The organism is Parasphingorhabdus sp., from assembly GCF_048269915.1.
In the GTDB taxonomy this organism is placed as follows: Bacteria; Pseudomonadota; Alphaproteobacteria; order Sphingomonadales; family Sphingomonadaceae; genus Parasphingorhabdus.
Genome location: NZ_JBLWTY010000001.1, coordinates 564,765 through 584,695, shown reverse-complemented (window position 1 = coordinate 584,695; position 19,931 = coordinate 564,765). Strand labels below are relative to the sequence as shown.

At 54.3% G+C, this 19,931-nt stretch carries 18 protein-coding genes; 9 read left to right on the top strand and 9 right to left on the bottom strand.

The genetic code is table 11. The features are described 5' to 3' along the window. Positions 1 to 338 precede the first annotated feature (338 nt). From ACN0WX_RS02700 to ACN0WX_RS02690, 3 genes are read left to right on the top strand one after another with little or no spacing between them, the layout of a single operon-like run. Positions 339 to 1,247, top strand: coding sequence for a hypothetical protein (locus tag ACN0WX_RS02700; protein WP_417620731.1), 909 nt, complete (start codon positions 339 to 341; stop codon positions 1,245 to 1,247). A gap of 14 nt (positions 1,248 to 1,261) precedes the next feature. Continuing rightward, positions 1,262 to 2,185, top strand: coding sequence for a DUF6282 family protein (locus ACN0WX_RS02695; protein ID WP_417620730.1), 924 nt, complete (start codon positions 1,262 to 1,264; stop codon positions 2,183 to 2,185). A 25-nt stretch (positions 2,186 to 2,210) separates the two neighbouring features. Then, positions 2,211 to 3,629 (top strand): aldehyde dehydrogenase family protein, encoded by a 1,419-nt coding sequence (locus ACN0WX_RS02690; RefSeq protein WP_417620729.1) that lies wholly within the window; start codon positions 2,211 to 2,213, stop codon positions 3,627 to 3,629. Positions 3,630 to 3,656: 27 nt separating this feature from the next. Here the strand turns inward: ACN0WX_RS02690 and ACN0WX_RS02685 are convergent, their stop codons facing one another. The 3 genes from ACN0WX_RS02685 to ACN0WX_RS02675 are packed head-to-tail and all read right to left on the bottom strand — an operon-like array spanning position 3,657 to position 6,702. Continuing rightward, positions 3,657 to 4,463 (bottom strand): amidohydrolase family protein, encoded by an 807-nt coding sequence (locus ACN0WX_RS02685; protein WP_417620728.1) that lies wholly within the window; start codon positions 4,461 to 4,463, stop codon positions 3,657 to 3,659. Beyond that, positions 4,460 to 5,380 carry an amidohydrolase family protein gene (locus ACN0WX_RS02680; protein ID WP_417620727.1) on the bottom strand — a complete coding sequence of 307 codons (921 nt, stop codon included), beginning with the start codon at positions 5,378 to 5,380 and terminating at the stop codon, positions 4,460 to 4,462. The genes ACN0WX_RS02685 and ACN0WX_RS02680 overlap by 4 nt, the downstream gene beginning before the upstream one ends. Then, positions 5,377 to 6,702, bottom strand: coding sequence for an MFS transporter (locus ACN0WX_RS02675; RefSeq protein ID WP_417620726.1), 1,326 nt, complete (start codon positions 6,700 to 6,702; stop codon positions 5,377 to 5,379). The genes ACN0WX_RS02680 and ACN0WX_RS02675 overlap by 4 nt, the downstream gene beginning before the upstream one ends. 247 nt (positions 6,703 to 6,949) lie before the next feature. Between ACN0WX_RS02675 and ACN0WX_RS02670 the strand changes: the two genes are divergently transcribed. The 4 genes from ACN0WX_RS02670 (at position 6,950) to ACN0WX_RS02655 (ending at position 12,516) form a co-directional block, all read left to right on the top strand. Next, positions 6,950 to 9,763, top strand: coding sequence for a TonB-dependent receptor plug domain-containing protein (locus ACN0WX_RS02670; RefSeq protein ID WP_417620725.1), 2,814 nt, complete (start codon positions 6,950 to 6,952; stop codon positions 9,761 to 9,763). A gap of 151 nt (positions 9,764 to 9,914) precedes the next feature. Continuing rightward, entirely contained in the window at positions 9,915 to 11,222 is a 1,308-nt protein-coding gene (locus tag ACN0WX_RS02665; RefSeq protein ID WP_417620724.1) for an MFS transporter, read from the top strand. Between the two features lie 120 nt (positions 11,223 to 11,342). After that, positions 11,343 to 12,011, top strand: coding sequence for a c-type cytochrome (locus ACN0WX_RS02660; protein ID WP_417620723.1), 669 nt, complete (start codon positions 11,343 to 11,345; stop codon positions 12,009 to 12,011). Between the two features lie 31 nt (positions 12,012 to 12,042). Continuing rightward, positions 12,043 to 12,516, top strand: a complete 474-nt coding sequence (locus tag ACN0WX_RS02655; RefSeq protein WP_417620722.1) for a GlcG/HbpS family heme-binding protein — start codon at positions 12,043 to 12,045, stop codon at positions 12,514 to 12,516. 3 nt (positions 12,517 to 12,519) lie between these two features. Here the strand turns inward: ACN0WX_RS02655 and ACN0WX_RS02650 are convergent, their stop codons facing one another. The 3 genes from ACN0WX_RS02650 to ACN0WX_RS02640 are packed head-to-tail and all read right to left on the bottom strand — an operon-like array spanning position 12,520 to position 15,073. Next, on the bottom strand, positions 12,520 to 12,909 hold the full coding sequence (locus tag ACN0WX_RS02650) for a carboxymuconolactone decarboxylase family protein (RefSeq protein WP_417620721.1): 390 nt from the start codon (positions 12,907 to 12,909) through the stop codon (positions 12,520 to 12,522). Positions 12,910 to 12,920: 11 nt separating this feature from the next. Then, positions 12,921 to 13,862 carry an alpha/beta hydrolase gene (locus ACN0WX_RS02645; protein WP_417620720.1) on the bottom strand — a complete coding sequence of 314 codons (942 nt, stop codon included), beginning with the start codon at positions 13,860 to 13,862 and terminating at the stop codon, positions 12,921 to 12,923. A 2-nt stretch (positions 13,863 to 13,864) separates the two neighbouring features. Beyond that, the gene (locus tag ACN0WX_RS02640; RefSeq protein WP_417620719.1) at positions 13,865 to 15,073 is read right to left on the bottom strand and encodes a cobalamin-independent methionine synthase II family protein; all 1,209 of its coding nucleotides are present in this window, start codon (positions 15,071 to 15,073) and stop codon (positions 13,865 to 13,867) included. A gap of 149 nt (positions 15,074 to 15,222) precedes the next feature. On the opposite strand from ACN0WX_RS02640, the gene ACN0WX_RS02635 reads away from it, so the two are divergent. Both ACN0WX_RS02635 and ACN0WX_RS02630 read left to right on the top strand, forming a co-directional pair. Then, positions 15,223 to 15,993: an HpcH/HpaI aldolase family protein gene (locus tag ACN0WX_RS02635; RefSeq protein WP_417620718.1), complete on the top strand. Its 771-nt coding sequence runs from the start codon at positions 15,223 to 15,225 to the stop codon at positions 15,991 to 15,993. 21 nt (positions 15,994 to 16,014) lie between these two features. After that, entirely contained in the window at positions 16,015 to 16,338 is a 324-nt protein-coding gene (locus ACN0WX_RS02630; protein ID WP_417620717.1) for a carboxymuconolactone decarboxylase family protein, read from the top strand. Positions 16,339 to 16,361: 23 nt separating this feature from the next. Here the strand turns inward: ACN0WX_RS02630 and ACN0WX_RS02625 are convergent, their stop codons facing one another. The 3 genes from ACN0WX_RS02625 to ACN0WX_RS02615 all read right to left on the bottom strand — a co-directional run bounded on the left by ACN0WX_RS02625 (position 16,362) and on the right by ACN0WX_RS02615 (position 19,857). Next, the gene (locus ACN0WX_RS02625; protein ID WP_417620716.1) at positions 16,362 to 17,288 is read right to left on the bottom strand and encodes an SMP-30/gluconolactonase/LRE family protein; all 927 of its coding nucleotides are present in this window, start codon (positions 17,286 to 17,288) and stop codon (positions 16,362 to 16,364) included. 23 nt (positions 17,289 to 17,311) lie between these two features. After that, a complete protein-coding gene (locus ACN0WX_RS02620) occupies positions 17,312 to 18,187 on the bottom strand; it encodes an amidohydrolase family protein (protein WP_417620715.1) in 876 nt (291 codons plus the stop codon). Between the two features lie 296 nt (positions 18,188 to 18,483). After that, a complete protein-coding gene (locus ACN0WX_RS02615; RefSeq protein WP_417620714.1) occupies positions 18,484 to 19,857 on the bottom strand; it encodes a hypothetical protein in 1,374 nt (457 codons plus the stop codon). Between the last annotated feature and the right edge of the window lie 74 nt (positions 19,858 to 19,931).

The window sequence follows — 19,931 nt, the reverse complement described above, 5'->3', positions numbered from 1 at the left end:
GGTCAACATGGCGAGCGGAGCACAGCATTTGTGAGATGAGGACGGCCGCAGAGACGGCGTCGATACCGGTCTGTTGTCTCTGCAATTCACCCTCCAACGCCCGGCTTGATTGCGGGCCTGTCTTATGTTCATCATGGGGGCGCAAAAGGTCCAATGCCGATTATAGACAGTTACGATAGGATCGCGATATGGGTCGATTATGTTATGATTGATACCTGTTCGTTATGAAGGAGCTGCCGATAAGGAATTAGACCTTCACCGTTCGGAGGGCCTAGAATGGGGAGAAGAGGCGGCGTAACCCGCTCATGAACATAATTATGTTTTCTGGAGGAGAGGTAATGTACGGACGCAATGATTTGAGGACGACCCTCGCACCCAAGCAGGACAAGGCCGCACCCACTCATTTCATGGGAGCCAGCTATGCCCGCTTTTATGAAGAGCCACCGCAGGAAAGCACCGCCTCTGCCGAGACATGGTTCGTTCGTGGCCAGACCATGGTGGTTGCCTATAGTGAAGTGAAAGAAGGTGCAGAGTTCGAGCGCACCGATCAGATTGATGAATATGCCGTTGTTCTGCCGGATGAAGATACTGAAGTGGACATCATCAGCGATGAAGCGACGGTGACCGCATCGGGCAAGAGCGTTGCGTTCGTTCCGTCCGGTGAGAGCAAGGTCATTGTAAAGAAGGCGGGACGTATATTGCGCCTCTTCACGACGCGGTCGCCGGATCTGGTGGCGCAATGCCCCAATGCTGCAAGCTATGCACAGGACGATCCGAATGTGGCGCCGTTCGAGGCATGGCCTGACCCGATAGGTGGCCGTAAGGTCCGTGTTTATTCCGGCAGCGTTGCTCCCGAGGAGGGGCGGTTCGGGCGACTGTATCGCGGGTCAACGATCATGGTAAATTTCGGCGATGGCCGTGTTGGGCCTCGCGCCTCGGAGAATCTTTCCCCGCATCATCATGATGATTTCGAGCAATATTCGATCGCACTGGATGGCGACTATATTCATCATCTGCGATGGCCATGGATCAGCGATGCTACGCAGTGGCGAGAGGATGATCATGCGCGTTGTGCTGCGCCTTCTGTTGCTGTGATTCCTCCCCCAGCAACCCATACATCGCAAGGCACGACAGATGGCCTTAACCGGTTGCTCGATGCCTTTTGTCCGCCACGCCGGGATTTTTCGCAAAAACCGGGATGGGTACTCAACGCCGATGAATATCCTATGCCGGACAAAGAAGATTGAGGAGGAGAGACGAGATGTCTGATAGAATAGATGCGCTGCTTGAAGGCGCGATTGATCTCCATTGCCATAGCGGCCCGTCGGTCATGCCACGCAGCCTAAACCATGTCGAAGCGATCAAGCAAGGCGAGGCGGCGGGACTTCGTGCGATCCTGTTCAAGGATCATTATTATTCTGTCACGCCCGTCGCGGCGCTGCTTGACGAGATCATGCCGGGCAAGGTGAAATTGCTCACCGGTGTGCCGCTTAATAATACGACCGGCGGTTTTAACCCCTATGCGGTTGAACATGGCTTCAAACTGGGCGCACGCCTGGTATGGATGCCGACATTTTCGGCGGCCAATCATATTCGCCATTCGCATCGCAAGCAGTTCTTGCCGACCAAAGATAAAATGCTGGCCCCAACGATGCTCACTGTCGTGGATGAGCGCGGCGTGTTGAAGGATGAAGTCAAAGTCATTCTCGATCAGATTGCAGAATATGATGCAGTGCTTTCCGCCGGACATTTGCATATCAGCGAGATATGGCCTTTGTTCAATGAGGCAAAAGCCCGCGGCATTACGCGCCTGCTTGTCAATCATCCGACCTTTCTGATCGGGTGCAGCGATGCGGACATGGCGGAGCTGACGAAAATGGGTGCCTATCTGGAGCATAGCTGCTGCATGTGGGCCGGGGTTCAGGGCAAAAATTATACCGCCGAGGGTCTGAAAGCTGTCATTGAAGCCGGTGGCGTAGCGGGGACGATTATCGGTTCCGACCTTGGACAGGTAGGCAATCCAACGCCTGTTGAGGGCCTGCGCTACGTCATTCAGATGCTGATTGATATTGGCTATGAGGATGATGATATTCGGTTACTGATTGGCGGGAACGCTGCCAAATTGCTCAGCCTGGACGATGCGGACGTGCAAACGGCTCCTGTGAAGCAAGCCCAGACCGCCTGATCTCTCCCAATATCGAGGAATGACCATGGACCGAGAATTTAAACTACTGATCGATGGGGTGCTGCATAGCGGTGTTACCAGTTTTGATGTCGTGAACCCGGCCACAGGTCAGGCTTTCGCCAAGTGTCCCAAGGCAGATGAAGCGATGCTGGATAAAGCCGTGGCGGCTGCCAAGCGTGCTTATCCATCATGGTCGGCGATGCCGATTGAGGAGCGCGCCGGTCTGGTCGAGCAGGTTGCCGAGGCATTGGAACAGCGTGCCGACGAGTTTGCAGCGCTTTTGACGCGGGAACAGGGCAAGCCGCTGGATCAGGCAAAAGGCGAAGTTCTGGGCACCGTCAACGTGCTCCGTACGGTTGCAAAAATGCGACTGGAAACGCGAGTTCTGAGTGAGGACAATGAGAAGAAGGTGATCGAGCATCGCACGCCTCTGGGTGTCGTGGCTGCAATTACCCCCTGGAATTTCCCGCTGATCCTGCTCGCCAATAAATTTGCACCGGCATTGGTCACAGGCAATACGATGATCAGCAAGCCCGCGCCGACCACGCCGCTGACCTCGTTGCTGTTTGCGGAAATTTGTCAGCCGATATTGCCGCCCGGTGTGTTCAACATCCTGTGTGACGAAAATGAATTGGGCGCAGCGCTCACCTCTCATCCGGATGTCGACAAGGTCACGTTCACCGGCTCGACAGCGACCGGCAAGAAGGTGATGGAATCTTCCGCGGGCGGGCTGAAGCGTGTGACGCTGGAACTGGGTGGAAATGATGCCAGCATCGTGCTTGATGATGTTGACGCGGTGCAGGTGGCACAAAAGGTCTTCCAGGGTTCAATGCGCAATGCGGGACAGATTTGCGTCGCGATCAAGCGCGTCTATGTGCCGGAGGCAATGTATGAAGTATTTTGCGAAGAACTGGCGCGACTGGCGAGGGAGGTCGTCGTTGATGATGGTGCCAATCAAGGCGCTCAAATCGGTCCGGTTCAGAATCGCCAGCAATATGAAAAAGTCTCTGCTCTGATCGAAGATAGCAAAGGCCGCGGCACCATCATCGCCGGCGGTGAGCCGCTTGGTCGGCCAGGCTATTTCATTTCGCCGACGATAATACGCGATCTTGATGATGATGCACCTCTGGTGCGTCAGGAGCAGTTCGGGCCGGTTTTGCCTGTTCTGAAATATAGTGATGTCGAAGAGCTTCTTCAGCGCGTGAATGATAGCGAATATGGTTTGGCGGGTACGGTCTGGAGCAATGACGTTGCGCGTGCATTCGAAGTCGCCCGGCGGATCAACACCGGAACTGTATGGATCAACCAGCTTCAGTCGATTGACCCGAACATCCCGTTTCGCGGAGCCAAGAGTTCGGGCATTGGCGGTGAATCCGGCATCGAAGGATTTCATGAATATACTCAGGCACACATCATCAATGCAGCAACAACGATAGCGGCCTGATGCAGATATTGTCCGCCGCCGCGCGCTTCAGTAGAAATAGAAACGCATCGCGGCGTCGGATATCTGTCGCCGGACGCGAGCATCGGGGATGATGTGATAATAGGTTTCCAGCGTCTGCGCGTAACTCATCTTGTCTTCCCATCCGACAAAGGGGGCGTCGCTTCCCCAGAACATCCGCTCTGGCCCGGCAACCTCTAGCAGCCTCTGCGCATAGGACTGAAGGCTGTCAGGAGGCAGTCGGAAGCCGGCAGAGATTTTCACCCATGTCCGGCCCTTGTCTATCGCGCGGAGCATGGCGAGGAAGCCCTCTCCCTCCATTTCCTTCTCGCTGCGCAGCAGTCCGAAATGATCGACGACGACGTCGATCCCCTGGGCTTCCAGCGCGGGGAGCATCCGGGCAAGTTGCGGTCCGTTCAGATTAAGCTCGATATGCATGCCCGCGTCGGCAAGCCGCCGTATGAAGCGGCGAAACTGATAACCTTCAAGATCCGGCAAGGAGTCGTGCGGAGAAATCTGGAAACGCACACCGCAGACCCCTTGTTGTCTGAGAGTGACGAGCTCGGCCGGCTTTGTATCAGGATCCAGCATCACGGTCGCGCGCAGGCGTTTATGCTGAGCAAGAACGGCGAGCGTATAGTCATTATAGTCACCATAAAGGCTTGCGGCTGTCACGACGCCAAAGGCAATGCCGTGGGTGTCCAGCTCCTTGAGATATGCCTCTGCAGGATATTCATAGTCAGGCCGTGTCCATGCCGTATCGGTGAATGGCATGGATTTCACGAACACATGGCAATGTGTATCGATGATCGGCGGCTCGATAAAAGCGCCGGTCATGAGATTGCCCGTCGTGCAAATAATTTTGCACCATTATCATGAAGTACCATGGCGCGCTCCGTGTCGGTAAGAAGGCGGGTCGAGGATATGGCATTGGCGACCATCTCCTTGTAGCTGTTTTTGGTGTTGCCAACGTCCGATCCCCACATGATTCGATGCGGTCCGAAAATATCGACCGCGCGCCTAAGGAAAGCGTCCGCCGGCGTGCCAGCTTCAATGAAACGATGGAAGTTGATCTGGGTGAATTTTAAGCTGATATTATCCTGGTCAGCCAGAAATTTATGAGCTGGCGTTATTGCCTGGTCGGGATCAGCGTCCAGAGCTGGCCAGCCAAGGTGATCGAGCGAGATCGAGGTTTGCGGGAAGCGTTGTGCAAGCGCTTTCACCCGCCCCAAAACTTCCAAGGAAGGCTGGCCGGGTGCATACATAACAACCATGTGCAGCCCCGTATCTGCGGCAACTTCCCAGCTTTCGAGAGCGGCCGTGGAATCGAGCCATGGATAATTGCCTTCAGCATCCGGAAATCCAAATAGACGCAAGCCACAAATATTATGCTTCTTCGTCAGCTCACATAATATGCTTGGGGTAGCCGGCAGGGTGGCATCAAGCATCAGAACAGCTGAAAGGCGCTTGGCATGTTTGTCTGCAGCGGCGATACAGTAGCTATTATCCTTCTTGTAGATGCTGTGATATTGCACCGCTGCACCGCCAGTGACGCCGCACGCATCCCACAGTCCGAATATATGTTCCGGCGTTGCAGGACCGGTTTTGATCCGATGGATGATCACCTCTTCCCCTTCGCGTGCGCCGGTCACATTGACGGGGTAGCCGGTCGTGTCACTGGTGAAAAAATGGGCATGGGTATCGAATAATCGCAAATCGGGATTGGGCGTGATGGCTTTTGCAGACATGGTCATGGTTGAACGACAGGTCGTTCGGCAATCTTGCTAGCCAGAAACATGGCTATTGCAGGGATCACAGCTATTGCCGAAAACACGAAATAGGTTGCCATCCGGTCCAGTCCTGCACCAAGCAGAAAACCGCCGATCATGGGGCCTGCAATGGCCCCAATGCGCCCGAACCCAACGATGAATCCGACACCGGCATTTTTCACAGCGGGCGGATAGATGATGACAGCGACCAGAAACAGGCCGGTATATGCGCCGACGACGAAGAATGTCACGACACCCGCCATCACGAGCAAGGCGATAGGATTCGGCGGCTGCAGTCCGAATATTGTCAGGCTGACAGCGGCCATTGCAAAAAAGATCGTCGTTATTCTGCTCTCACCAACACGGCGGGCAAGTATACCGATAATAAGATGTCCCAGGGTACCAAAGGCCCCGGTAATGATCACGGCGGCAGCAGCCAAGCTGGGGCTGAGGCCGGCATTGGCCAGGATTGTCGGCTTCCAATTGAGCTGGAAATAGCCGACAATGGCGTAGGTGATGGCCGTGATCCATATCAAGATCGTCAGCTTTCTCATCCCTGGCCCCAGCAACGCATCAAAAGTAGAAAGCTTGGCTTTGCTCTGCTTTGCCATAGCAGGAAATACAGTCATGGCCGACATTTTCATTTTTGCGTGAATCTTGTTCAGGCGCGACAGGTCACCTTCTCTACGGCGCATCATCAGAAAATGCGGTGATTCGGCCAGAAGGAACAGGCTTAGCAGAAAGGTGACGGCATTGAGGATGCCAGCGGCGGTGAATATGGCGCGCCATCCGACGGTTTCGAGCAGCAATGCAGCAATGCCACCGCCGAGCATCATTCCTATTGTGAAGCCAGTGTGCAGAATGGCGAGTGAAATATTGCGGCTTTTGTCAGATGCGAATTCTGCGATGCATGTGTTGAGGCAGACCACAAGCGTTCCAAGGCCGATGCCCGTGATGAAGCGTAATATAAGTATCTGAGTGATCGTTGTGGAAAATGCGGTGGCCAGCAACGCGATCGCCAACGTACCCATGGCACCCAACATGATCGGCCTTCTGCCGATCTTGTCAGCCATTGGCGCAATCAGAAACGCACCGATGGTCAATCCAACGGCAGCAGCGCTGAACAATGTTCCCAGAATTTGTGGCGTTATTCCCCATTCCTTGGTGAGCACGGGAGCGGCCAGTGCCAGGGACACCACGTCAAACCCGTCTGCAATATTGGCCATGCAGCACAATGCGATGACCGCATATTGATAAACGCTCATCGATTGTGGTGGCCACTGGGCTGTTTGGGGTTCTTCAGTCAATAGCTCATCCTCTTGTTGAAGCGGCTCTACCGTCCGCCCTTCTTAATTTTCATCTAAAACTAATGTAATTCGTAATTAACACATTTTTTGGTTGCGCCAACCCCTTTATATGTCATAAACAATCGATGTTCGTTATATTGTAATAAGCAAAGCGAACATGCCCCAGCCAGCAAGAACAACATTGTGAGGTCTGAGGGGCAGGATCGATGCTCGATCGAGCAGTTCTACTATTGGAGAGGGAGGGGTTATGAAAAGCGTTTTCGATTATATATGTGGTGCGAGAAGTTCGGTATGTTACGCCGGAACCAGTGCTCTGGCTATCGCATTCGCTTCGTTTGGCTTGTCGTCACCAGTACAGGCGCAGACAATCGATGAGGAAGAAGCCGCTCCGGCTGAAGAAAGCGAAATCGTTGTCACCGGCTCTCGTCTGGGGCAGGGATTTGACGCTCCTACACCAGTAACCACTGTTAGCGCCGGGCAGATAGAAGCGCGCGTGTTCGGAGCCGTGGCGGAACTTGCCAATGACATTCCGCAGCTGCGTCTTAACTGGAATATCGGCCGTTCGTCGGAACCGGTCGGTCAGAACCAGCCTGACCTTCGCGCCCTCGGTCGCGAGAAGACGCTAATCCTGCTCGATGGACGACGCATGGCCGCAACCAACCCCTTCGGCGGCATCGATACAAATGTGTTCCCGGTAGCCCTGATAAGTGGCGTTGACGTTGTTACAGGAGGAGCCTCGGCGGCTTATGGTTCGGATGCCGTTGCCGGTGTCATCAATTTCAAGCTCAACAAGGATCTGGAAGGTGTGAAAATAGACGCGTCTTATGGCGAGTCCAAATATGGCGACTTCAAGCGCCCGATTCTCTCGGCCGCCTATGGCGGCAAAATGCTGGACGATCGTCTGCACGTGACCGTGGCGGGTGACTTCTATCGCAACACGGGACAGACAAGTGTGGCCACCCGTCCCTGGGGCCAAAACCAGACTGTCCTGTTCACCAACCCTGCGGGATGCTGTGACACGCTGCAGCAGATCGCCGATTTTGCAACCTTCTCGAAGATGACTTTTGGTGGTCTGATAAACGCACCGGCATCAAGCCCGCTTCATGGCATCCAGTTCGGTCCGAACGGCGAGCCCCAGCCGTTCAACTTCGGTCCTCTCGTCGGGCCTGTTTTCCAGCTTGGGGGCGATGGGGTCAATATTACCGATTTGGGCAACATCGGTGTCCACATCACACGCTATTCCGGCTATGGTCGATTGTCATATGAGGCTTCGGATGCGCTCACGCTCTGGGCGGAGGCTCTATATAGTCATGTCGACGTCAAGTCCAATCTCGCGCCCAACTATGACAACGGCAATTTGACGATCTATCAGGACAATGCGTATTTGCCGCAATCGGTTCGCGACATCATGATCGCCAATAATATACCGTCGTTTGCATTTGGCCGTATGCAGCTTTTTGATGATGGCGAGTCGGAAAATAACAGCGAGACCGACGTTCGTCGTTACGCGGTGGGAGCGGAAGGCAGTTTCGGGGGCTGGGACTGGGATGTCTTTGGCCAGATTTCGCGCAACTCATTTTATCAGGAATCGGTCAACAATCGCGTTCAGAGCCGGTGGTTCAATGCGGTTGACTCAGTGATTGATCCGGCGACCGGTCAGGCGGCCTGCCGTATCAATGTAGACGCCGATGCGACAAATGATGATCCAGCCTGCATGCCGGCCAATGTTTTCGGTGCCGGCTCGATCAGCAACGCAGCACTGGGCTATTATCGCGGTACGTCATTCTACGCCGCAGACATGGATCAGGATGTGGTCGGATTCAATATTCGCGGCAAGCCTTTCTCGACCTGGGCTGGAGAGGTCGCCGTCGCATTTGGTGGTGAGTATCGCCACGAAAAAATTGACAGCGTCTCCGATCCGATTTCGATGATAAGCGGCTGGCGTTCGATCAACCAGCAGTCTTTCAGCGGCAAGCTTAATGTTGCGGAAGTTTTTGCCGAGGTTGCGGTGCCGCTGCTTGATGATGTGCCGATGGCCGATCATCTCGAACTGAATGCGGCTATCCGCTATGCTGATTACAGCTCGAGTGGTGGCGTGGTGCCGTGGAAGATCGGTCTCAACTACTCTCCGATCCCGGACATTCGTTTCCGTGGTACAATTTCGAGCGATATTCGTGCGGCAAATATCAATGAACTATTCTCGGGCCAGAATCAGGTGATCCGCGGTGAACCTGATCCCCGCTCTACGTCGACCAACGGTATTCCGGCCTCCTATTTCATAACGTCGCTTACCGGTGGTAATCCCAATCTTGACCCTGAAAAGGCCGATACAATATCTTTCGGTGTCGTGCTGCAGCCAAGTTTTGTACCCAGGCTCAATCTGTCGATCGATTATTACAAGATCAAAATCGAGGATGCGATTACCAGCCTGCCATCGGCAACGATCATCAACAACTGCTTCACTGCCAATATTCAGTCCTATTGTGATTATATCACGCTGGACCCGGCAACCAATCTAATATCGAGTGTGCAGGCGACGTTGATCAATGCCAATGTCGCGGGAACGTCGGGTATCGACTTCGAAGCATCTTATAGACGGGAAGTCGGGCCGGGCACACTTGGCTCGCGGTTGCTGATCAACTGGGTCGACAAGCTCTATCTGGGTACGGAAGGCGGTCGGATCGATTATGTCGGCGACCTTGCAACGGACTATTCGGGCCAGCCGGAATGGAAATGGAATTTCGACCTGACCTATGACCTGGAGAAGGCGCGTGTTGGCCTGTTCCTCCGTTATATTGGCGGGGGCAAGTTCCGGTCCACTTATGTGGATGATGTGAACCTGCCGGCAGATCAGAACCACATCAGTGGCAGACTCTATACCAACCTTTCGGCTTCCTACAAGATTACGGACAGTATCGAGTTTTATGGCAAGATAGACAATCTGTTCGATGTCGATCCGCCGGTGGCGCCGAATTTCATCGTCCAGCCGACGATTTCAAACTCGCAGATGTTCGACAAAATGGGTCGCTATTTTGTCGGCGGTGTACGGGTACGTTTCTGACCCGTCATTTGTCCTGTTTAAATGAGCTAATCCCGGCGCGTGGCTTTGCGCCGGGATATCATAACGGAACTGTTGCAGTTCCGGGACGCAAAGGACCTCACCAGTCATGACGCAGGCGGCTAACCCGAATGATCTCATAAGGCGGTCGCCGATGAGCTGGTATCAATACATGATCATAGCGATATGTGTATTGACCTATGCTGCAGATGGTCTTGATGTTGTTACATTGTCCTACGCCGCACCGGTCATGATGAAGGAGTGGAACATATCCCCCGAGACATTCGGGTTTGCATATAGCGCCACTCCTGTCGGGATAGCGTTGGGTTCATTCTTTATAGCCCCTCTTGCTGACAAGATAGGGCGGCGCGTCCTGGTATTATGGCTGCTCGGCCTGTTGATAATTTTCATGCTGGCGACGGCGTCCAGCACGTCGATGCTGATTCTGGTGATTTTGCGATTTGTGACCGGTGTCTGTCTGGGCGCGCTGGTCGTTTGCCTGAATGTCACCGTCTCCGAGTTCAGCAATGAAAAGCGGTCCAATTTTCATATTGGCCTGCTGCATACGGGTTACAGCTTTGGTAGTATGTTGTGTGGCGGATTGGCGGCGATATTGATTGAACCTTATGGCTGGCGTTCAATTTTTTATGCCGCGGCAATTTTGAATATCATCAGTTTCGTATTGGCCGTTATTATCCTGGCGGAGTCTCCGGCATTCTTGATCAACAGCCGCCGCAAAAATTCTCTGCAAAAGCTCAACCGGCAGTTTCGGCTAATGAAACATGCCGAATATGAAGAGCTTCCCTTGCCCAAGCAGCCATCGACGGTGACAAAGGACAAAGCCATGTCCATCATCCCGCGCTCGCTTTGGGCAAGTGCAATTTTTTTGAGTATCGCCGGCTTTTTCTTCACCACCAGCGGCGCGTTCATGGCGAGCTGGAAACCGCATCTGCTGGATATGTCAGGACTCGAAATGACGCAGATAGGCATAGCAGGTATGTTTTCTTCCGGGGCAGGTGTCATTGCGCATCTGGTGGTCGGCGCATTGGCCCGGAATGTCGGTGAATTCAAAATTGCGATTATTTTCCTGATTGCCACCGCATGTGCGCTCATTCTTTTCGGGATCGTACCGAATGGTGCCATGATTCCGCTGACGGTCATTGTTACCGTCTGGGGGTTTTTCAATATCGGCAGCTATACCGCGATCATTCTCGTCACGATAAACCATTATGACGTGTCCCTGCGCAACGCGGGATTGGGCATAATGCTGGGCTGCTCGCGTATTGGTGGTATCCTCGGCCCCTTGTTGGGCGGTGTGGTGATCGGGACTGGTGCAGACCGTTTATGGGTGCTCTGTGTATTTTCAGCAATTCTTGCGGTGCCGGTTGTAGCGCTGCTGATCGTTTGGGGAAGCCAGAAAAAACCAATAGCGGAAAATACGGGGAAGGAATTGATGCAGTAACCTGAGGTGGGCGGTGTGGGGCTTCATCTTGCAGCATGAGGCTCGATACTGGCCCGACTGCTATTCCGGATGCTGTGAATCGATGATGTATTAACCTGAAATATGTCGAAGGAATTAAGAATGATCAAAGCGCGATATCCCTATGTTGCAACAGCAGCAGTTTTCGCGGTGTTTATATTGGCCGGATGCGATGGAAATAGTGGAAAAAATGGAAATAACGCCGTGGATTCTGCCAATCGTGGCTCTGCTGACCAAGACATGGCTTCGGGCGAGCTTCCAAGCGTGGCAAAATTGGCAGATGGGGAAAGCAATGTGGCGGCATCATTATCGTCAAAAACCGAAGCTGTGCCGGCAAATATAGCCGAGGTTACCACTACAGTAATCAAACAGGAGGCGAAGCAAGAGGCGAAGCAAGAGTCCCGGGTTGAGGCTGCTGGCACACCCCGCCTGATTTCGGCGCTTGTTGCCGCTAAAGCAGAACCAGCAGTTGCTGCTGCTCCGCCTGCGGCCTTTGCCCAATGTGCGGTTTGTCACAGCGTGAAGGCAAGTGGCGCATCCGGCATCGGTCCCAATTTGCATGGCGTCTATGGCGGCAAGGCGGGAACCAGGTCAGGCTATTCCTATTCTCCTGCAATGGTGGATTCTGGCATTCAGTGGACACGGGCTAAGCTGGATAGCTATCTTGCCGATCCGAAAGGGCTCGTTCCCGGAACAAGGATGGTCGTTCCGGGGGTCGCAGATGCTGCCAAGCGCAAAGATATTATCGACTATCTAGAAGCCAATAAATAATTGCCAGTGATGAAGCGGGGAGAAGCGGGATATGAAGGTTCACAGGATATTGAGCGGAATGGTTGTCGCGGGCGCATTGTCCATTGGGGCTCATGCGCAGACAGCAAAGCCGACGCTCGACTATTCATCCGCTGCGACGATCCGCGATACATGCCTAAAATGGGCTTCAGAGCATGATCTGAAAGTCGCCATAGCTGTCATGGATACGCATGGCATGTTGGTGACATTTGCGCATATGGATGGAGTAAAGCCTGTCATCGGCGAAGTGGCACAATGGAAGGCTAGGGCATCGTCCCAATATGGCAGGTCGACGGAGGCATTGGCGGCCCTTAACCCACCGGCCAATATGCCTGGCGTTGCTACGATCAGGGGCGGTGTGCCCATCTATACCAGGGACGGTCTGTTGCTGGGCGGCGTAGGGACTTCGGGCGCTAAATCTGAAGAGGATGCCACATGCGGTACGGCAGGGGTTGAGGCGGCGGGATTGACGACTGCCGCCCCATAAATCTCAATAGGCGTCAATTTCTTTGAGTGCTTCGGCTGCAAGCCCCCAGCTTTCAACGCCACCTGCAACACCGATATAGAGGGTGGTCTGCAAAAGCGTCTCGCGTATGTCCTCTTTTGTCGCACCATTGGTGACGGCACATTTGACGAGCCGCTTGAGCGGAATGTGACGGTTTAGCGCGGCGCAGATCGCCATGGTGATCAGGCTTCGTTCGCGCAATGTGAGTCCCTCCCGCGTCCATGTTTCGCCAAAGCAGGCGGAGGTCACATAATTTTCGAGCGGCTCGTGAAAATCATCGGCCGTATCCAGGCGTTCGACGCTTGCCTCGCCAAAGAGGGCCTTGCGCATTTCCCGGCCGGCCTGAAATGCCGGGTCATTGGTTTTAAGTGCCATGATGATATCCTTTAGGGTTGGAGATAGGGTTGAAGGCTTGCACCCAGACGCTTCATCTCGTCGCGCGCAGGTTGCGAGAATCGGACCGCCCGAAAGAAGCCATGGATCATGCCCGAGACGGTCTGGACGCTGACCTCATTGCCTGCATCGCGTAACCGCCCGGCATATTGCAGGCCTTCTTCCAGCATAGAGTCATGCTCCGCCTCGACAAGGAGGGCCGGGGGCAGGGCGCTGAGGTCGTCTATATGTAATGGGGGAGGGTAGCTGAATGGGGCGCGCGCATTGCAGGAGCGATAGGTCTTGACCATCGCCTCAATGACAGGGCGCACCAGTACAGGGTCTCGCGCTATATTGTAATATTGGCGTGTTTCATCAATATCGAACACGCCGTAGCATAAGATCTGACACGCGATTTTCGGGCCGTTGCGGTCCCTTGCCATCACGGCAAGCAAGGTTGCGATAAAGGCACCAGCGCTATCTCCGGCGACAGCAAGGCGCGCCGGATCGATTGACAGAAGTTCGGCCATTTCGGCCACCCAGCACAATGCGGTATAGCTTTCTTCCATCATCATATGCGGCGTTGCTTGCGGTAGGCGGGAATATTGGACGCTGATAACGGCAGCGCCGCTCGCCTCTGCGAGCGCCATGGCCAGCGGCTCGAATGTCTCGATGCTGCCGAGTGTGAACCCCCCTCCATGAAAATAGACGATGGCTGCGCCCGATTGCCTTGCAGGGGCTGGCCGATATATCCGTACTGCGGTCTCGCCGCCTTCGCGCGGTACGAAACTGTTGCAGATCATCATGCCGTCCGGGCAAGGATAGGCGAGGGCGGCGGCATTCAGGTCCGAGCGCAGACGTCCGCCATTCATAGATACGGTCCCACCGGCATTGGTCGACCGGAATGCAGCAATATATTCGCTGATGCCGTCGGCGAGTTTCAACTCTTCAGCCATATTCAGGACCATAAATCCTTTGACGCGAGGGCGGCGCCTTCGACCAGGGCCGAAAGTTTCGCCCATTGCACTTCGGGGTGGACGCGCGCCATGTTCCATCCTTGCGAAAATCCGCAGTCCGTTCCTGCAATGATATTTTCCCTGCCAAGGACGCTTGCGTAATTTTTGATACGCCATGCGACAAGTTCCGGATGTTCGACAACATTCGTCTGATGACTGATGACACCGGGAACAAGGATTTTGCCTTCGGGCAGCTTTACATCCTTCCACACCATCCATTCATGTTCATGGCGGGGATTGGCTCCTTCGATGACATAGGCCTGTGCTTTGATTTTCAGGATAATGTCGACCACCTCGCGCAAAGGCACGTCGGTCGTGTGCGGTGTGTTCATGCTGCCCCAGCACATATGATAGCGAACCCTGTCCTCGGGAATATCCCGCAGCGCATGATTATAGGCTTCGACTTGCCGCTCGGAAGCGCGCCGCAAATCTTCCGGTGTCGGGTTGGGATTGCCGGGGAGCACCTGGTTGCGGGCTGGCAGACCAAGGTCGAGCTGCACGATGAAACCCGCATCGACAATGGCTTTATATTCTTCATGCATGGCGTCGGCGAGTGCATAGAGATAAGCGCTTTCGCTTTCATAGACTTCACCGGCGTCAGCATCGTCGCGGGCAGGAGTGGCCGATGGCATGAAAGCCTCGACGAAATCATTGCCGGCCAGCGCCGCTTTATAATTGTCCAGGTCGGTCTGAAGTGCCTCCTGGCCGACATAGGTGATCGGCGCTACGACCTTGCATCGCGGCAGCGGTACAGAAATTGCTTCCCTGACTTTGTCAGCGTCCAGCTCCGGGGCCATCCACATCGTTTTGTACATGGCATTATATTGTTGCATGAAGCCCGGAAATTCATCGCTTAGCCGGGCATAATAGGGGCCTTTTTCCTCAGGCGGCTGCTTGGCGAGGCCGCCCAATCGTTCCACGACATAATTGTGGAAGCTGGGCTTTGATATTTCGCCATCACTGGGAATATCGATGCCGATCTCTGCTTGCTTGGCGACGACATCAGCGACGCCTTGTGTGATAGCCTTTTGAAATTGCGCTTCATCTACCGGTTCGCCCAGAGTCTTGTGCATCATGGCTTCAAGGATGTTGAGCGGGCGGATCAGGCTACCGACATGCGTGGTCAGAATGCGGTCAATACTGCGTTGCACATCTTCTCCTGTCACTTCATTCTATATGGCATTGACGGCAATATGGATGGCGCAATATCAATGCTTGGCTTGACGGTAATATTATGTCATTCTGAATGGAGTTTGTAAATAGCAACTGAAGTTTATTGGCCATATGTTGAGGAAAAAGAATGCTGAACGCAAAAATCAAACGCAAGCTTGAGGCTGGCGAGGTCGTACTGGGCAGCTTTTTCAAGCTGAATTCGCCACCGCTGGTGGAATTATTTGGGCTTTGCGGCTTCGACTTTCTGATCATAGATGCCGAGCATGGCTGCTATACGCATGAAGAAATCGAGAATGTCATCCGCACCTGTGAGCTGATGGAGATGAGTAGCGTCGTGCGTACACCAGACGCGCTGGAAGCGAATATCCTGCATGTGCTCGATAGCGGAGCGACCGGGATTCAGGTGCCATCTCTCAAGAGCGCCGAACAGGTTCGTGAGGTTGTTCGTCATGCCAAATATTGGCCGAAAGGCGAGCGGGGATCTGCGCGTGCTTGCCGCGCGGCGGGCTATGGGCTTTCGGGCAAGGACTATGAAGAGCGGGCCAATCGCGATACGCTTATCAGCGTGCATATTGAGAATAAGGAGATGGTCGAGGAAGTCGATGCCTTGTGCGAGATAGAAGATCTGGATGTATTGTTCATTGGGCCGGGAGACCTCAGCCAGTCGTTGGGTCATCCAGGCGATGCCAAGCATCCCGATGTTGTGGCGGCGATAGACAAGGTGATTGAGGTGGCCGCAGGGCGCAAACATATCGGAACCGTCGTGGGTAGTGCAGAGCAGCTGGAGCATTATGTCGCGCGCGGGGTCAAATATATTGCGTGGCTGTCTGACATGGGGATGATGCGGGCAGCGCTTTCGTCCGCTTCCCAGAATTTCGCACCCTATCGGACATCCTGATAGCAGGGTTAGGAGAGAAATATGAAACGACCATCAGGAGGACGCGGCAAGGAACTGGCGTCCGTTGCGCCACTGCTCAATGAGCTGACCGAGGATATCCTATATGACAAAATATGGGAGCGGGAGCAGCTTTCAAAGCGCGACCGCAGCCTGATCACCATCACCTGTCTGATCGCGCTAAACCGGGACCAGGCGCAGGGACATATGCAGCTGGGCATGGAGAACGGGCTGAGCGTCGAGGAGCTGGGCGAGGCGATAGCCCATATCGCTTTTTACGCAGGCTGGCCGGTAGCTGTGTCAGCAGCACGCAAGCTCAAAAATATCGTGGAAACGGATTCAGACTGAGATGATGTGGGGTGGCATCCACTTCATTCGATGTTGCCGCGCGGAGTAGGGATTCCGGCTATGGCGAGGCGGATCCGATTGAGTGTGCGTGCGCCGGTAAAATAGAGCGTGCGCCAATCGTCATCGCCCCAGTTGAGATTGGAGGCGCGCCCTTCAATGGCTATCGTCCCCATATGCACACCTGATGGGTCCATGATCCATATGCCGCCCGGTCCTGTGCAATAGACATTGCCCTCGACATCGACTTTCATGCCATCCGGTCCGCCGACGCGGTCGTCATCGCGCATGTCGCAAAAGAGGCGGGCGCTGCCCAGATCGACCATGCCGTCTTTCTCCACATCATAGGCCATGATAAGTTTGCGGTGCTTGTTGCTGTCATTGACGTAGAGAATGCTTTCGTCCGGCGAAAAACACAGACCATTGGGGTTGATGAGGTCACGCACCACCATATTGATGCGCTTCAGGTCTGGCGACACTCGGTAAACCCCGGCGCAATCAATTTCCGGCGGATGATCGACCGGTGTGAAGGGCACTTTTGGTGGAGGATCGGTGAAATAGATCGCGCTGTCCGATTTCACCACGACATCATTGGGACGATTCAGCTTCATGTTGCGATAAGTGTCGGCGATGACGGTGACGCTGCCATCCGCTTCGACCCGGTCGACGCAACGGCTGAAATGATGACAGACAACCAGGCGGCCTTCGCGGTCCAACGTCTGGCCATTGCCATTCTTGGTATCATCTTGGTCAACCGTGATGCCCTCTGCCGGGTGCCATTTCATGCGCTTGCTGTTGTGGATGTCGCTGAAAAGCAAATAGCCGCCACTGCGAATCCATACGGGGCCTTCGGCGGGACCGGTCGGGCCGCCAAAGCCGCTGCCCAGTTGTTCAAAGTCAATCCCGTCAGGGATGATGGCGTTGATGCGCGGATCCAGTCTTTCAATCGGCATTCATTCCCCCTGCTTTGCGATTTTCAATTTGATCCAGGTGACCAGTTGAGCAGCCGTTTCACTGTGCCACCGAAAATGGCCTCCTTGGCTGCGGTGCTGATCTCTTCGCTATGGAGCAACATGTCGCGGCTTTCGCTGTAGAGGCAGCCGCGATTGCGCATGGGTCCACCGGCTGTGGCCATGCGGAGCCTCGTATAATCGCTGGCCCAGAGCAGGCGCTCAGCGCCGAAAGCATCGAATATACGGTGCAGGTTTGGCCAGACATCTGCAAACGGATAGCTGTCGTTCGAAAGCAGTGGAATGCCGCATAGCTTCACATGGACGTTCGGATATTGCGCCAGCTCCAGCAGGTCTTCAAGGGGATGCCAGGGGTCATCCTGCGGCGGTGATACGGGGTGCTGGGAAAGGCCGATATGGTCGATAATTATCGCAAGCTGAGGATGACGTTCGATGATGGGACGCATCGCGGCCGTTTGCCCATGTGTGGAGAGGAACAGCGGCAGGCCGACCGCCTCAGCCGCTGCGAAGCCAGCATTCATTGCTCCGGATGTGAAACTCTCCTGTAATTCGGTGGTGCGAAAATTTGTGACGAGCAATCGTCCGGCCGCCAACCGGTCATCCTTGCGTGCCCGCTCAATCGCTTTTGCCAGTTCGCCGTCCGTCAGCATGAAAGTCTCGACGCCGATGAAGCGCTCCGGATAACGGCTGACGCATGCCTCGATATAGGGCAGGGCGGCGACGATCAGTGCCGCATCAACGCCGACACTGTCCATTGCTTCGCGCGCAATTTCGACATTGAGCAGCAGCTTTGTCGCATCGTCCATATCATCCCTGAGCGGAACAGGGGGGACAGGCTGATGAATTTGCCCGTCAATAATATCGAAATCGATGCTATTCATTTTTCGGGTCCTTCATGGGCGACAAAGGCCCGGTAAATCGGCTTGCCACATGTTGTGCAGCAAATATCCTGGGTCGCTGTTGGAAGCGCTGCGCTTTCGCCATGCGGTATATGCCCGCAGCAGGCACATCCGCCGGGGCTGCTCAACTGGTCATATAGAGACAGCATGGCTTCGCTCCATTGTGCCCCACAAAAAGGGCATTGAGCTGTTTCAATTTCAGAATTGGCTGATGATTTTTCCATTGAGAAATCGGCTCTCCATTCATTGGGTTCGAAGCTGACGACAGAGGCCAAAAATCAATGGAGATCGGGCTTGCGCGAGATCATATAGATTTCATCGTTGAACCACAGCTCTCCATGGCGTTCCAGAACATGGCGCGTCACATCGAGATACTGGTCATTTGAGAGCGCTTGCGCAAGGCGCTGTTCTTCTATCTGCGCGACATAGCTAGCCGCGTTCCATGCTGCGAAAAGAGTTGAGCTGCCGATAGACTGGCCCTGACCAATTTCTGTTGGCAAGGTTCTGAGATCATAGCGGAATGATGCTTCTAAATCTGTCATATCATGAAACTGATAAGAGTTTGCTGCGGGGCCAAGCTCTTGTTTGACTGCAGCCATGATAGCGTGCCTGTCTGCTGTAAACGGGTTTTCATCCGGCCATATTCCTCTGATGATCTCCATTCCGGGATCATTGCCATAGCTTTGAATGCCCATTAACTTGCCGTTCGGGCGCAAGGCCTTGACCATCGGCGCGACGATTTTCTTGGCTTTGAATTCCAGTGGCGCGCGGGCGCGATAGGGCTGGGAAAGCAATACGAAATCAAAATCCGCTTTGGCATATCCGCGTCTCGGAATTATGGGGTTGAGCATGAAGCCATGGTCCTTGCGATACAGGATCAGGACGACGGGTTTCTTATAGACAGGGTTGCCACTCTCGCTGCTGATACTGGTTTGCCAATGGCTAGCAAGGAAGGGTTCAAGCGCGGTGATCTGCTCTTCAAATTCGCCTGCACTGGTACCTTCCAGCGCCACTTCATGCCATTCCATCGCGCTGGCAGCGCCGGGCGAACCGGGTTGAAGAAGCGGTGTCTCGGAATATTTCATATTGGTAAGGACAAGCACTGTGGCGGAATGTTCGCGCAACCGGTCGGGCATTTTCTCAAGCGTCAGCCGGATATTCTCCATGCTGATTTCCTTCGCCACCACATAAAACGGAACCCAGGGATGACGCCGGTGCAACCCGCGCAATGTCTTTGCGAGCGCCGTGCCATCGCCGGCACCTCCATCAAGAATGCGGACTGCAGGTGGGACAGGCTGGGTGTCCGACAGTTCCTGAACGACGCGATCGGCAATGAGGTGTTTCTCTGTCGTCGTGTTGACGAACATAAGATATTTCTGGCGATTGCTGTAGAAACGGAAATCATGTTGAGGTTCGATGCTTTCGCGCAAACCCTTGATACCAGAGCGCAGGGCAACAGCGGAGGTCCCTCCCTGTTCTTCAATGAAACGATGCACGCGATCAACAGTCTGTATTGTAACGCGGCCCCCTTGCTGTAGACGAGAAACCAGCTTGCCATCATTGACAGACAGGCGACCGAATGTGGACTGCGCCATTTTCATGCGTCGGCAAGCATGTTCAATCTGCGTAAGAAGTGCTTCAGTGTCATCCATCGTTATCGATTAACTTTTCCTTGTCGCCCTATTGTCCAGGTCTGCAGCGGGTTCCCAATGAACTGTCTGCTGAT